Consider the following 14,168-nt stretch of genomic DNA (forward strand, 5'->3'; position numbering starts at 1 on the left):
GCTATTATCATGATTCTCTCGTAAGCATTTGAGGGAGTCAAGCTTGATGTTGATTTGATTACATTCATCGATCACCCAGGAGCAGCGATGTCGCAACCCGCCGTATCGGTCGTTATCCCGGTGTTCAACGCCGGCGTCTTTCTGCGCGAAGCGGTGCTGTCCGTGCTGGGGCAGCGGCCCCTGGAGGGGCACTCGCTGCCGGTGTTCGAAGTGGTGGTGGTGGACGACCGCAGCACCGATGCGGCCACCCGCGCCGTGCTCGACGAGGTGGGCGCCTGGCCCATGGTTTCCGTGTTGCGTAATCACCACTCGAAGGGCGCGGCCGGCGCGCGCAACACCGGCATCGAGGCCGCGCGCGGCGAATGGATCGCCTTCCTCGACGCCGACGACGTCTGGTTTCCCCATGCGCTGGCGCAGCGCTGGCAGGTGCAGCGCCAGCACCCCGAGGCGCACTGGATCGCCGGCAAGATCAGTCTGCTGCGCCCGGGCGCGGACGGCTTCGCGCCGCTGGCCGAATTGACCGCCGCCTGCCCGCGGTCGCCGCCGCCGGCGGCCGTGCAACGGCTGCGGCGGCCGGTCGCCGAGCTGGCGCGCGATTGCATCGTGATCCCGACCACCACGCTGATACGTCAGCGCCTGCTGGTGGCCAAGGGCTTGTTCGACGAGCGCCTGCGGCGCGCCGAGGACTACCACCTGTGGTTCCGCTGCGCGCTCGACAACGACCTGTGGATGGTGACGGAGGAGGTGGCCTACTACCGCATCCATCCGGCCAGCCTGACGCATGGCGACGCGCCGCGCTTCCTGCTGGAGGACAATATGCTGCTGATGCTGATGGACACGCCGGCCTGGCGCTCCTACCGCAGGCTGCTGGTCGGCCGCCTCGACATGGTGATGCAGGACCATTGCTACTTCTATCGCGGCCGCCGGCGTTACAGCGCCGCGTTGCGTTGCGCGGCCCGCTGGATACGGCTGCGCCCGTTCCATCCGGCCGCGTGGAAGGAGCTGCTGGCGAGCGGTTTGCGCGCCGGTTGATGGCGGCGGCAAGCGACCGACCGCTTGCCGCCGCCAGTCGATTCCTAGCCGCAATCTTTGCTGCGGAGTGTGTCGCAAACCCGCCACGGCGCCGTTGTATTCGCACAATGTGGCCGAAATGGTACGGTCGAGTCCGTCATAGTAAGCGGGCTCATGTAACTGAAAATAATTGTGAAAAAGCTTTTTTTATCGCTTGCATTTTTTTGTCGGTTCGATAACTATTGGCCCTATCAAGCCGCAATGTAAAAAATATATCTTTCCTGACGTTTTAATAATTATTTGGCAAAGCGATTCGTCAAGCCGTCCGGGAAGCAAAACAGGTAGTGCGTCACTTCTGGGGTTCTGCGATGGAAAACACGAATGTGGTAGCCGTGATCGGGCTGGGCTATGTCGGCCTGCCATTGGCGGTGGAATTTGGCAAGCGTCGCAACACGGTCGGTTTCGACCTGTCGGCGAAGAAGATCCAGCATTACCGAGACGGCGTCGACCCGACCGGCGAAGTGAGCGAAGCGCAATTGCGCGCGGCCGAAGGCCTGCGCTTCACCGACGATCCGGCCGAGCTGGCCGAGGCCGATTACTTCGTGGTGGCGGTGCCGACCCCGGTCGACAACGCCCATAACCCGGACTTCACGGCGCTGGCCGGCGCCAGCGAAACGGTGGGCCGCCACATGAAGAAGGGCGCCATCGTGGTGTTCGAATCGACCGTCTATCCGGGCGCCACCGAGGAGGTCTGCATCCCGCTGCTGGAGAAGCATTCGGGCCTGACATGGCGCGAGGATTTCCACGTCGGCTTTTCGCCCGAGCGCATCAACCCGGGCGACAAGGAACACACGCTGACCACCATCCTCAAGGTCGTCTCCGGCGACGACGCCGACACCCTCGAACGCGTCGCGGCGTTGTATGAATCGATCGTCACGGCCGGCGTCTACCGCGCCTCCAGCATCAAGGTCGCCGAGGCGGCCAAGGTCATCGAAAACACCCAGCGCGACCTCAACATCGCGCTGATGAACGAGCTGGCCATCCTGTTCGACCGCATCGGCATCGACACGCTCGAAGTGCTGCAGGCGGCCGGCACCAAATGGAACTTCCTGCCGTTCCGTCCCGGCCTGGTCGGCGGCCACTGCATCGGCGTCGATCCCTACTACCTGACCCACAAGGCCGCCACCCTGGGCTACCATCCCGAGGTGATCCTGGCCGGGCGCCGCATCAACGACGGCATGGCCAAGTTCGTGGCCGAGAAAACCGTCAAGAGCATGATCGCGGCCGGCTGCTACGTCAAGGGCGCGCGCGTCAACGTGCTGGGCCTGACGTTCAAGGAGAACTGTCCGGACCTGCGCAACTCCAAGGTGGCCGACATCGTCGCCGAACTCAAATCCTACGGCGTCGAGGTGCACGTGCACGACCCGGTGGCCGCCAGCGACGAGGCCTATCACGAATACGGCATCGAGCTCGAAGGCTGGGACCACCTGCCGCGCGCCGACGCCATCGTCGCCGCCGTGCCGCACCGCGAACTGCTGGCCGTGCCGATCGGCGAGCTGCAGGCGAAACTGACCCCGCGCGGCTGCTTCATCGACATCAAGTCGGCGTTCGACACCGGCAAACTGGCCCAAGCGGGACACTGCGTCTGGCGGCTTTGATCATGGACGACCATACCCGAGGCGCGACGGCGTACGCCGCGCTGCTGCATGAGTTGCGGGCCAAGCCTAAGCGCTGGCTGGTGACCGGGGCCGCCGGTTTCATCGGCTCCAACCTGGTCGAGGCGCTGCTGCGGCTGGGCCAGCGCGTCACCGGCATGGACAACTTCGCCACCGGCCACCAGCACAACCTGGACCAGGTGCGTGCGCTGGTCGGCGAGGCGTCGTGGGCCAGCTTCGATTTCTCGCTTGGCGACATCCGCGTGCCCGGCGATTGCGCCCGCGCCTGCGAAGGCGGCGTCGATTTTGTGTTGCACCAGGCGGCGCTCGGTTCGGTGGCGCGCTCCATCGAAGACCCGGCCGCCACCAACGCCACCAACGTCGGCGGCTTCCTGAACATGCTCACCGCCGCGCGCGACGCCAAGGTCCGGCGTTTCGTCTACGCCGCCTCCAGCTCCACCTACGGCGACCATCCGGCCCTGCCCAAGATCGAGGAGCAGATCGGCCGGCCGTTGTCGCCGTACGCCGTCACCAAATACGTCAACGAGTTATACGCGGAAGTGTTCGCCCGCTGCTACGGCATGGATTCGATCGGCTTGCGCTACTTCAACGTGTTCGGCCCGCGCCAGGACCCGAACGGCGCCTACGCCGCCGTGATCCCGCAGTGGGTGGCCGCGCTGATCGCCGACGCCCCGGTGCGCATCAACGGCGACGGCGAGACCAGCCGCGACTTCTGCTACATCGACAACGTGATCCAGGCCAACCTGCTGGCGGCGTGCAGCACCGACCCGCAGGCGGCCAACCAGGTCTACAACGTCGCGCTCAACGAACGCACCTCGCTCAAGCAGCTGCACGCGATGATGTGCGCGCTGCTGGAGCCGCGCTTTCCGCGGCTGGCCGGGCACACGCCGCAGTACACCGACTTCCGGCCGGGCGACGTGCGCCACTCGCAGGCCGACATCGACAAGGCGCGCAAGCGATTGGGGTACGAACCCACCCACCGCATCCATGACGGCCTGGCGGTGGCGATGGATTGGTATGTCGACCGCCTGGGTACACAGTAGGCACGCAGTAGGGGAGACCAGAAGGGCGGCGGCGCCGGTGGCAACGGCGCTGACAGCTCTCATCGTTGCAGTCCATGTTGGTGGGGATACGGTATGCTGAAAATTTCAAATCATTACGTGTCGAAGGTGGCGGCCAGTCTGCTGTTGATCGAGATCATGATGTTAATGGCGGCCTTCCACGCGGGCGCCGCCATCCTGCTGCTGCCGGCCGGCGCCGGCGCGCCGCCGTTGCATAATTTGATGGCCTCGTCGCTGACGTTCGCGCTGGCGATCGTGTTCAGCATGAGCACCTTCGGCCTGTATCACCAGGACCTGGAGCAGGGCTTCCGCCCGCGCCTGTTCCTGCAGCTGTTGCCGGCGTTCGCGATGGCCGTCGGCATCCTCGCGGTGGTGTTCTACCTGGCCCCCAGCCTGTACGTCGGGCGCGGGGTGCTGCTGCTGGTGCTGGGCATCGCGCTGGGCGGCGTGGTGCTGGTGCGGGCCATGTTCGTCAGCGGGTCGCAGTCCAAGATGCTGACCTCGCGCCTGATCTTCCTCGGCCACGGCGCCGTCGCCCAGGAGTGCGGCGAACTGGCCGCCAACACCGGCAGCTACCAGAAATACCAGGTGGCCGGCTACGTCGCCACGCCGAACGAGACCTGCTGCGTCAACACCGGCGCCCTGCTCGACATGGAGCTGGGCGACTCGCTGGTCGACCTCGCGCGGCGCTACAAGGCGCGCGAGATCGTCGTCACGGTGCAGGAGCGGCGCGGCGGCGCCTTGCCGATCAAGGACCTGCTCGAGTGCAAGCTGCACGGCATCGAGGTGATCGACGCCACCACCTTCTTCGAGCGCGAGAGCGGCCAGATCCGGGTCGACTCGCTGCAACCGAGCTGGCTGGTGTTCGGCGGCGGCTTCGACCAGAGCCCGGTGCGCATCGTCATGAAGCGCGTGTTCGACCTGGTGGTCAGCGCCGTCATCCTGGCGCTGGCGCTGCCGGTGATGCTGCTGACGGCGGCCGCCATCCGTCTCGAGGACGGCGGCCCGGTGTTCTACCAGCAGGAACGGGTGGGCAAGGACGGGCGCCGCTTCTTCATCCTCAAGTTCCGCAGCATGGGCATCGACGCCGAGCAGGCCGGCGCGCCGCAGTGGGCGATGGTGCGCGATCCGCGCGTGACGCGCATCGGCAACATCATCCGCAAGTGCCGCATCGACGAGCTGCCACAGCTGCTCAACGTGTTCAAGGGCGAGATGAGCTTTGTCGGGCCGCGTCCCGAGCGGCCGTATTTCGTCGACCAGCTCAATGCCCAACTGCGCTTCTACCAGCTGCGCCACAGCATCAAGCCCGGCATCACCGGCTGGGCCCAGGTGCGCTACGGCTATGGCGCCTCGGTGTCGGACGCCATCCAGAAGCTGCAGTACGACCTGTACTACGTGAAGAACAACAGCCTGTTCCTGGACGTGCTGGTGCTGATCGACACCCTCAAAGTGGTGCTGTTCGGCGGCGGCCGCTAGGTGCCTGACGGGGGCGCGATGCACGGCCGCATAGACAGCCTCAGTTATGGATTGGCCGCGCTCGCGTTCCTGGCGCTGGCGGCGTTGCTGCTGGGCGGCTGGAGCCGGCGCCGCCATGCCGGCGCGCTGCTGCTGGCCTGCCTGTGCTGCGCCGCCTGGGCCGCGCTGATCGCCGCCGACGCCGCCGGCCTGGCCGGCGCCGGGCGTTGGATCGACTTGCTGGAAGTGGCCCGCAACGCCGCCTGCGCCTTCTTCATTTTGCGCCTGCTCGGTTATCCGCGCGCCGACGCCCGCCGGCGCTGGTACGGCTATTGCGCCGGCTACGGCGCCGCGCTGCTGCTGGCGCTGCTGCCGGGCTGGCGGCTGGCGGAGGCCGAACGGCTGGCCGAGGTGGATGGGCTGGCGCTGGCGGTCCTGCTGGCCACGCGCACCGTCATGGCGGTGGCCGGCATGGTGCTGGTCGAACAGCTGTACCGCCAGAAGGACGCGCAGAGCCAGTGGGCCGTCAAGTACGCGTGCCTCGGCATCGGCGGCATCTTCGCCTATGATTTTTACCTGTACTGCGACGCCATGCTGGTGCGCCGCGTCAGCGCCGACATCTGGGCCGCTCGCGGCGTGGTCAACGCGCTGACGGTGCCGCTGATCGCGGTGGCGGTGGCCCGCAGCGCCGCCTGGCCGAGCGGCATGCTGCTGTCGCGCCAGGCCATGTTCCATTCGGCCGCGCTGCTGGGATCTGCCGCCTACCTGCTGGCGATGGGCAGCGTCGGCTACTACCTGCGCTATGTCGGCGGAACCTGGGGCGGCCTGATACAGGTCGGTTTCCTGTTCGGCGCCATGCTGCTGCTGGCCGGCGTGCTGTTTTCCGGCACCTTCCGCTCGCGCCTCAAGGTTTTCATCAGCAAGCATTTCTACCGCTACGACTACGACTACCGCGAGGAATGGCTGGGCTTCACGCGCAAGCTGTCGCAACAGACGCCGGGACCGGCCGAACGCGCCATCGAGGCGGTGGCGCAACTGGTGGAGAGCCCCGGTGGCGCGCTGTGGATCTGGCGCGACGGCGAGCGGTTCACCCTGGCCGCGCAATGCCGGATGACGGTGCCGCCCGCGGCCGCCGGCGGCGGGGCGCGGAAGGGGGAGCAGAAGGGGGAGCAAGACGGGGACGCCGCCTTCTGCCAGTCGGTCGAGCGCAACCAGTGGGTGATCGACCTCGGCGAACCGGAGCAGCGCGCGCCGGTGCCGGCCTGGCTGGCGGGGCTGCCGCGCGCGCGGCTGGTGGTGCCGTTGCTGTTGCAGGACCGCCTGTTCGGCGTGCTGTTGCTGCAGGAGCCGCGCAGCGCGTTGCGGCTGAACTGGGAGGTGATCGATTTGCTGAAGGTGGCCGCCAGCCAGGTCGCCAGCTATCTGGCGCTGCAGGAAACCACCACCGCCTTGATGACGGCGCGCCAGTTCGAATCGTTCCACCGCATGTCGACCTTCATCGTCCACGACCTGAAGAACCTGGTCGCGCAACTGTCGCTGATGATACCGAACGCCAAACTGCATCTGGACAACCCGGAATTTCAGCAGGACATGCTCGACACCGTCGAACACGGCGTACAGAAAATGAAGCTGATGCTGCAAAAGCTGCAACGCAGCGACGCGCCCGAAGCGGCCGGGCCGATCGAGCTGGCGCCGATGCTGGCGCAAATGGTGGCGTTGCGCGGCAGCGCCTTGCCCAGGCCGGTACTGCGCTGCGACGAGCCCGACCTGTGCGTGATGGCGGCGCGCGGCCGCCTGGAGCGGGTGCTGGGCCATCTGCTGCAGAACGCCATCGAGGCCACGCCGCGCGACGGCGAGGTGGCGCTCCATTTGCGCCGCGACGGCGGGGAGGTGCTGGTCGAGATCAGCGACACCGGGCAGGGCATGACGCCGGAGTTCATCCGCGAACGCCTGTTCAAGCCGTTCGAATCGACCAAGGCGGCCGGCATGGGCATCGGCGCCTTCGAAAGCCGCGAATACGTCGCCGAGCTGGGCGGGCGGCTGGAGGTGCACAGCGTGCCCCGGCGCGGCACCAGCTTCCGCGTGGTGTTGCCCGGCTGGCGCGCGGCCGACATTCCTGTGGGTCAAGCCGCCTGACTGCACGCAGCCTAAATACAAGCGGCCTGAAAGCCAGAAAGGTAGTATATGGCGAACAAAGCCAAGTTATTGATTATCGAGGACGATCCGGGGCTGCAAAAGCAGCTGCGCTGGAGCCTCGACCACTACGACATCGCGCTGGCGGACAACCGCTCCAGCGCGCTGGCGCAGCTGCGCCGCCACGAGCCGGCCGTGGTGACGATGGACCTGGGACTGCCGCCGGACCCGGACGGCGCCACCGAGGGGCTGGCCACGTTGCGCGAAATCCTGGCGCTGGCGCCGGACACCAAGGTCATCGTCCTGACCGGCAACCAGGACCACGCGCACGCGCTCAGCGCGATCGCCGCCGGCGCCTACGATTTCCACCAGAAACCGGTCGATCCCGGTGTGCTCGGCCTGGTGCTGCAGCGCGCCTTCTACCTGCACGGCTTGCAGCAGGAAAACATGCGCATGCGCGAGGTGCAGACCACTTCCGCCCTGAGGACCGTCATCAGCCGGGCGCCGGCGATGCAAAAGGTCTGCCGCAACATCGAGAAGGTGGCGCCGACCTCGGCCACCGTGATGTTGCTGGGCGAGAGCGGCACCGGCAAGGAGGTGCTGGCGCGCGGCCTGCATCAGCTCAGTCCGCGCGCCAACCAGCGCTTCATGGCCATCAACTGCGCGGCGATACCGGAGCACCTGCTCGAGAGCGAGTTGTTCGGCTACGAGAAGGGCGCGTTCACCGGCGCCGCCAAGCAGACCAAGGGCAAGGTCGAAATGGCGCAGGGCGGCACCTTCTTCCTCGACGAGATCGGCGACCTGCCGATGGCCTTGCAGGCCAAGCTGCTGCGCTTCCTGCAACAGCGGGTCATCGAGCGGGTCGGCGGGCACGAGGAAATCGCGGTCGACGTGCGGGTGGTGTGCGCCACCCACCAGGACTTGAAACAGCTGATCGCCCAGGGGCGCTTCCGCGAGGATTTGTATTACCGCCTGTCCGAGATCGTGATCCCGATCCCGCCGCTGCGCGACCGCAGCGGCGACGCCACCTTGCTGGCCTACCATTTCCGCAATCTGTTCTGCGCGCAGGAGGGGCGCAGCCGTATCGAATTCAGCCAGCAGGCGCTGGCGGCGGTCGAGGCCTGGCAATGGCCTGGCAATGTGCGCGAGATGGAGAACTGCATCAAGCGCGCCATCATCATGGCCGACGGCCCGCAGATCGTCGCCGAGGATCTGGGCCTGGAGGCGCCCGAGCAGGCCGCCGAGGACTTCAACCTGCGCCAGGTGCGCGACCGCGCCGAGCGCGAGGCCATCGTGCGCGCCCTGGTGCGTTGCGAGAACAACATCCTGCGCGCCGCCGAACTGCTGGGTGTCAGCCGGCCCACACTGTACGATCTGATGCACCGGCACGCGATCGATGCCTGATCCGACAATGTTGTACAGTACGCTTTATCTTTAACACTTCAAGACAGGGCGAATATGGCGAGCAAATCCAAGGCCGCGGTCGGCGGCAAAAACAAGATGTCGGCCAGCCTGGCCGTTTTGTTGGCATCCAGCGAATCCGCACAGGTGGTGGGCGCGAAGGACTTGCTGTCGGTCAGGAAACGGGTGCCGAACCTGACGCCGACCTACCACGTCCTGGTCCGCTGCAGCGATCCGCAAACCAAGTCGATCGCCGGTATCAAGCTCGCCAAAGGCGCCGGCGACGTGATGACGGCGCTGGTGCCGGCGTCCATGTTGATGGAGTTCGCGCTGAATGAGAAGGTGGAGCGCGTGTCGGCGCCACGACGCCTGCGCCCGCTGATGGATATCGCCGGGCCGCTGGTCGGCGCGCCCGAATATATCGCGCGGAACAATGTCTCCGGCGAGGGCGTGATTGTCGGCGTCGTCGATACCGGTATCGATGTCAACCATCCCGCGTTCGCCGGCCGCATCCTGAAAATTTGGGACCAGGAGATCGCGGGCGAAGGGCCCGGGACCGGCTATAGCAAGCTTGGCCGAGTGCTGACCGGCGCCGCGATGGACGCCAGCGCGGATATGCACGGCCACGGCACCCACGTGGCGGGCATCGCCAGCGGCGCGGTGGCGCCGTTCAGCGGCATCGCCGGCGGCGCCGAGCTGATCATCGTCAAGACCAATTTCCAGAACAGCGCGATCGTCGAGGGCGTGCGCTGGATCTTCGACGAGGCCAGGAAGCTGGGGCGCCCGTGCGTCGTCAACCTCAGTTTGGGCGGCCACTTCGACGGCCACGACGGCGAGGACGACACCAGCGTTGCGATCAGCGATGAATGCGGCCCCGGCCGGCTGGTGGTGGCGGCGGCCGGCAACGAGGGCGGCGATCCGATCCACGCGCGCCAGGTGGTCAATTCCGCCCAGGCCGTGCGTTTCGAGATCAAGGTGCAGCCGAAGCGGTCCAACCTGTCGGCGCCGTGGTTCCTGATCAACGGCTGGTACTCGGGGAAGACCAAATGCGAGGTCAGGGTCATCAGCTCGACCGGCGCGGCCACGCCGTGGCAAGGCTTGCTCGGTACCGATCCGGCCGCGAAGACGACCATGCTGGGCAGCGACCAGGTGGTGGTCTCGACGCCCGATTCCGTGGCGCCTGGCGGCGACCGGCAGTTCCTGGTCGAGGTCTCCGGCCAGGGCGCGGTGCAGGGCGGCCTGTGGAAAGTGGAGGTGCGGCGCAAGTCGGGCGCCGCATCCGACGTCGATGTCTGGTTGCTGAGCGACCAGGAGCGTTACGGCTCGGCGGAGCTGGTGTCGCCGGTGTTCGATACCTTGATCGGCTCGCCCGGTTCCGGCCAGAAAGTCGTCACGGTCGCCTCGTACACCTCGCGCAACCAGTGGACCGACATCTCGGGCGCGCCGCAATCGGTGGGCCTGGCGCCGGACACGGTCTCCGAATTCAGCAGCCCCGGACCGCTGCGCGGCGGCGCCTTGAAGCCCGACGTCACCGCGCCCGGCGCGATGATCGCGTCCTGCCTGTCGTCGGCCTCCAGCGTCGACAAGAGCGATGTGATCGCCCAGGGCTATCGGGTGATGGCGGGGACCAGCATGGCCTCGCCCGTCGTCACCGGCCTGCTGGCGCTGTTCCTGGAAACCAACCCGAAGGCGACACCGGCGCAAGCCAAGGCATGGCTGAAGAAAAATTCGGCCGTGCCCGATTCGGCGCCCGGCGCACATGATATAAAGTGGGGATATGGCTTGATCAAGGTATAGATCATGAGTGGTGCTAAGTTTGACGCCGCCCTCAGCCTGGCGCTGGTTCGTCCGCACGAGGGCAATGTCGATGTCTCGGTGCGGCTGCGCTCGCCGCTGACGCCGGACGAGGTGGGCGCGTTTCAACAGATGGGTATCGCGGATGCGGATACCCGGCGCAGGGTGCTGTTCGCTTGCCTGCCGTCGGACGCTTTAAAGGCGCTCGCGCAGCATGACAAGGTTGCCCAACTGTCTTTGGTGCAGAAGATGACGCCGAAGATAAAGTGAACGGGCTATTGTCCGGCGGGAGGCTGCCAGAGCTCGACCTTGTTTCCCTCCGGATCGACGACCCAGCCGAACTTGCCGTATTCCGAGTCGTCGGTGTTCTCCAGCACGTGACAGCCCTCGTCGCGTAAGGCCTGGAGCAGCACGGTCAGATCGTCGACCCTGTAGTTCACCATGAACGATGAAGCGCTGGGAGCGAAATGGTTGTTGTCGGCCGCGCCGATGGACCAGATGGTCGTACCCTTGGTCGGATTGCCGGCCTGATCGGCCCAAGTGAACGCCGCGCCGCCCCAATCCTGCACATCGATGCCCAAGTGCCGCTTGTACCAGTCGCGCAGCGCGACCGGGTCCTTCGCGTGGAAGAAGATGCCGCCGATGCCAGTCACACGTCTCATAGCCCCTCCAATTCCTCGGTATGTTCCACAGAACTCTAGCATACATAGATTTCGATGGGACTATTACGCAATTCTTTGATCTAGATCTATATCGCCGATATGTTTCATCCCTGTATTATTGAATTGTTGCAACGCAGCGTAGTGCTGCGGAGCGGCGATCAATGGAGGCACGATGCAGGTAATTTTGAGGGGGCTGACCGAGGATGCATGCGAGTCGACCCTCACCGACTGGCTATCCCGGTTTTTTAATGTGCAGCGGATCAAGATGATACGCGACGGCGAGCGCGACAGCCCGTGGGCGTTGATCGAGGTGGCCGATACGCACGAGCGCGTGTGGAGCGCTTGCCAGCGACTGCGCGGCGTTTTTCGCCAGGGGAAGCTGCTTCATTTCTATATTCCCTTGCACCAGGCCGCCCGCTATTTCTTCCTACCTTGAGAGTAACCATGTATTCAAGAATCATGGCCATGTTGCGCTACTTTAGTGGCGCGGTGCCATTCCGGGTGGTGCCCGCGATCGTCACCACCGCTGTCCTGCTGCTGCTTTTGTTGTCGCCTTGTCCCACGGGGCTGGACCCCAAGGCCTGGACGCTGGTGGCTATTTTCCTCACCACCATCGTCGCCATCATCCTCAAAGTGATGCCGATCGGCGTGATGGCGATGATGGCGATCGTTATCGTCGCGCTGTCGCAGGTGACGTCGCGCACTTCCAAGGGGGCGATGGCGGACGCGCTCAGCAGTTTTTCGAGCCCGCTGATCTGGCTGATCGTGGTGGCCATCCTGATTTCGCGCGGGTTGAAGAAGACCGGCCTGGGCAGCCGCATCGGCCTGGTGTTTATCGCCATGTTGGGCAAGCGGACGATCGGCATCGGCTACGGTCTGACGGTGTGCGAGCTGGTGCTGGCCCCGTTCACTCCAAGTAACACCGCGCGCGGAGGAGGCATCGTCCACCCGATCATGAAATCGATCGCCAATTCCTTCGATTCGGACCCGGCGCACGGCACCGAAGGGAAGGTCGGGACGTATCTGGCGCTGGTCAACTACCACGCCAACCCGATCACCTCGGCCATGTTCCTGACGGCGACCGCGCCCAACCCGCTGGTGGTGGACTTCGTCGCCAAGGCCAGCAACCAGAGCTTTCACCTGAGCTGGACCACCTGGGCGCTGTGCATGCTGCTACCGGGCCTGGTGTGCCTGCTGGCGATGCCGCTGGTGATCTACCTGTTGTCGCCGCCGCAACTGAAGGCGACGCCGGACGCGGTCCATTACGCGCGCGGCGAACTCGAACGGATGGGGCCGCTTTCGCCGAAGGAAAAGGTCATGCTAGGCACGTTCGGCCTGCTGCTGGTGCTGTGGGCCAATGTGCCGGCCATGCTGTTCGGCGCGGCATGGACGCTCGATCCCACCGTGGTGGCCTTCCTCGGCCTGTTCGTGCTGATTATCACCGGCACGCTGGACTGGGACGACGTGCTGTCGGAAAAAAGCGCGTGGGACACGCTGATCTGGTTCGGCGCGCTGGTCATGCTGGCCGAGCAATTGAACAAGCTCGGCGTCATCGGCTGGGCGGCGTTGTCGATGAAGGATGCGATCGTCGCCAGCGGCATGGGCTGGTTCCCCACCGCCGGCGTCCTGCTGCTGGCGTTCGTGTTTTCGCACTACCTGTTCGCCAGCACCACGGCGCATATCAGCGCCATGCTGTTCGCGTTCATGTCGGTCGGGGCGCAGTTGCTGCCGGCCGGCTACCTGGTGCCGTTCCTGCTGATGATGACCGCCGGCTCGGCCATCATGATGACCCTGACCCATTACGCCACAGGCACCTCGCCGATCATCTTCGGCAGCGGCTATGTCACGATGGGCAACTGGTGGCGGGTCGGCTTCGTCATGTGCGTGCTCGAGCTGGCCATCTTCGCGGTGATCGGCGGCGCATGGTGGAAAGTGCTGGGTTTCTGGTGACAGTTATTGAATCAACATCTCGTGCAAGGTGGCGTGCGCGTCGGCGTACAGCTTGACCACGGTAGAGGTGCGGGTGCCGTAGCTCGGGCTTTCGATGCGCACCGCCGACAGCATGCGCTCCAGGTCCAGCGGCACGCCCGTTTCCGGCAGGCGCTGGTCCGGCGCCGGCGCGGTGTCGGCCAGCATTTCGAAGAACGCTTCGTCCGGTGCGCCCAGGCACAGCAAACTGGCGAACTGCGCCTTGGTCTTGACCACCTTCGGCCACGGCGCGTCGAGCAGCGCGTTCGACAGCCCGTAGACGCCCGGTTCGAGCGGCTTGCCGTTGCGCGGATCGTCGTCGCCCCGGTTGGAGAACCAGATCAGGGTGTCGCGGTCGCCCAGCACCAGGTTGAAGCCGTTGTAGGCGCCGGCGCCTTCGCGGATCGCGTCGACATATTCCTGCGGCGTCATGCAGCCCGCCAGGAAGTCGGCCACCAAATGTCCGCGCGAGGGCGCGTCGTCGCGGTGTTCGGAGGGCGCGCGGATGTTGGTGATGGCCGCGAAGCGCGCGGCGCCGCCGCATTCGGAGGGCTGCGTGATGCCCATCCAGCTGCCGCCGGCCTGCAGGTCGCGGCCGGCGAAAATTTGCGGGTGTTCAGGCCACGGCGCCGCCGGCGCGGTGGCGCGCTGATAAAACTCGTCGCGGTTGGCCGCGGCCACCAGCGGTATCGCAGGGATGACCCGCCAGGCAAAAACAATCAGACACATGGCACTAAATCCGTGAAAACTTCGGTGTGGCGCGCGCCGCTGGTCCATGCCGACAGGCCGGCCCGTTCGACGGCGCCGCTCAAGATCGCCGCGAAACCGGCGGGCGTGGCGGTGTAGACTTCCATCCACGTTTGCAAGCCGTCCCTGGCTTCGGGACGGCGCTTGAGCTGGCAGGCGACGCCGTGCAAGCGCGACAGTTCTGCCTGCATCAGGACGACCGCAGCCTGCAAGGAGGCCGTGTCGGCTTCCTTGACCTGGTAATAAATATAGAGGTCCAT

General features: G+C 65.7%; 13 protein-coding genes. 10 read left to right on the plus strand and 3 right to left on the minus strand.

All coding sequences use genetic code 11. The annotated features are described in order from the left end of the window. Window positions 1-87 precede the first annotated feature (87 nt). The 8 genes from MRBLMU1_RS29375 (at window position 88) to MRBLMU1_RS29410 (ending at window position 10,801) form a co-directional block, all read left to right on the plus strand. Window positions 88-1,032, plus strand: coding sequence for a glycosyltransferase family 2 protein (locus tag MRBLMU1_RS29375; protein ID WP_363509539.1), 945 nt, complete (start codon window positions 88-90; stop codon window positions 1,030-1,032). A 347-nt stretch (window positions 1,033-1,379) separates the two neighbouring features. Then, on the plus strand, window positions 1,380-2,669 hold the full coding sequence (locus MRBLMU1_RS29380) for a nucleotide sugar dehydrogenase (RefSeq protein ID WP_363509541.1): 1,290 nt from the start codon (window positions 1,380-1,382) through the stop codon (window positions 2,667-2,669). A 2-nt stretch (window positions 2,670-2,671) separates the two neighbouring features. Beyond that, on the plus strand, window positions 2,672-3,730 hold the full coding sequence (locus MRBLMU1_RS29385) for an NAD-dependent epimerase/dehydratase family protein (protein ID WP_363509542.1): 1,059 nt from the start codon (window positions 2,672-2,674) through the stop codon (window positions 3,728-3,730). 93 nt (window positions 3,731-3,823) lie between these two features. Further along, the gene (locus MRBLMU1_RS29390) at window positions 3,824-5,224 is read left to right on the plus strand and encodes a TIGR03013 family XrtA/PEP-CTERM system glycosyltransferase (protein ID WP_363509544.1); all 1,401 of its coding nucleotides are present in this window, start codon (window positions 3,824-3,826) and stop codon (window positions 5,222-5,224) included. 18 nt (window positions 5,225-5,242) lie between these two features. Continuing rightward, complete coding sequence (gene prsK / locus MRBLMU1_RS29395; RefSeq protein ID WP_363509546.1) at window positions 5,243-7,339, plus strand: XrtA/PEP-CTERM system histidine kinase PrsK; 2,097 nt, start codon at window positions 5,243-5,245, stop codon at window positions 7,337-7,339. A gap of 48 nt (window positions 7,340-7,387) precedes the next feature. Further along, entirely contained in the window at window positions 7,388-8,740 is a 1,353-nt protein-coding gene (gene prsR / locus MRBLMU1_RS29400; RefSeq protein ID WP_363509548.1) for a PEP-CTERM-box response regulator transcription factor, read from the plus strand. Window positions 8,741-8,794: 54 nt separating this feature from the next. Then, a complete protein-coding gene (locus MRBLMU1_RS29405; protein ID WP_363509550.1) occupies window positions 8,795-10,534 on the plus strand; it encodes a S8 family serine peptidase in 1,740 nt (579 codons plus the stop codon). Between the two features lie 3 nt (window positions 10,535-10,537). Continuing rightward, window positions 10,538-10,801, plus strand: coding sequence for a hypothetical protein (locus tag MRBLMU1_RS29410; protein ID WP_363509552.1), 264 nt, complete (start codon window positions 10,538-10,540; stop codon window positions 10,799-10,801). A 5-nt stretch (window positions 10,802-10,806) separates the two neighbouring features. On the opposite strand, the gene MRBLMU1_RS29415 is transcribed toward MRBLMU1_RS29410, so the two are convergent. Beyond that, window positions 10,807-11,193: a VOC family protein gene (locus tag MRBLMU1_RS29415; RefSeq protein ID WP_363509554.1), complete on the minus strand. Its 387-nt coding sequence runs from the start codon at window positions 11,191-11,193 to the stop codon at window positions 10,807-10,809. 172 nt (window positions 11,194-11,365) lie between these two features. Between MRBLMU1_RS29415 and MRBLMU1_RS29420 the strand changes: the two genes are divergently transcribed. Together MRBLMU1_RS29420 and MRBLMU1_RS29425 are read left to right on the plus strand one after the other, a co-directional pair. Then, the gene (locus tag MRBLMU1_RS29420) at window positions 11,366-11,629 is read left to right on the plus strand and encodes an RNA-binding protein (protein ID WP_363509556.1); all 264 of its coding nucleotides are present in this window, start codon (window positions 11,366-11,368) and stop codon (window positions 11,627-11,629) included. An 8-nt stretch (window positions 11,630-11,637) separates the two neighbouring features. After that, the gene (locus MRBLMU1_RS29425) at window positions 11,638-13,143 is read left to right on the plus strand and encodes a DASS family sodium-coupled anion symporter (protein WP_363509558.1); all 1,506 of its coding nucleotides are present in this window, start codon (window positions 11,638-11,640) and stop codon (window positions 13,141-13,143) included. Between the two features lie 3 nt (window positions 13,144-13,146). Here the strand turns inward: MRBLMU1_RS29425 and MRBLMU1_RS29430 are convergent, their stop codons facing one another. Further along, complete coding sequence (locus MRBLMU1_RS29430; protein WP_363509559.1) at window positions 13,147-13,890, minus strand: NRDE family protein; 744 nt, start codon at window positions 13,888-13,890, stop codon at window positions 13,147-13,149. Continuing rightward, a complete protein-coding gene (locus MRBLMU1_RS29435) occupies window positions 13,881-14,168 on the minus strand; it encodes a DUF4936 family protein (RefSeq protein ID WP_363509561.1) in 288 nt (95 codons plus the stop codon). The genes MRBLMU1_RS29430 and MRBLMU1_RS29435 overlap by 10 nt, the downstream gene beginning before the upstream one ends.

The sequence above is a fragment of the Burkholderia sp. LMU1-1-1.1 genome (genome assembly GCF_040675865.1).
GTDB lineage: Bacteria > Pseudomonadota > Gammaproteobacteria > Burkholderiales > Burkholderiaceae_D > Rugamonas.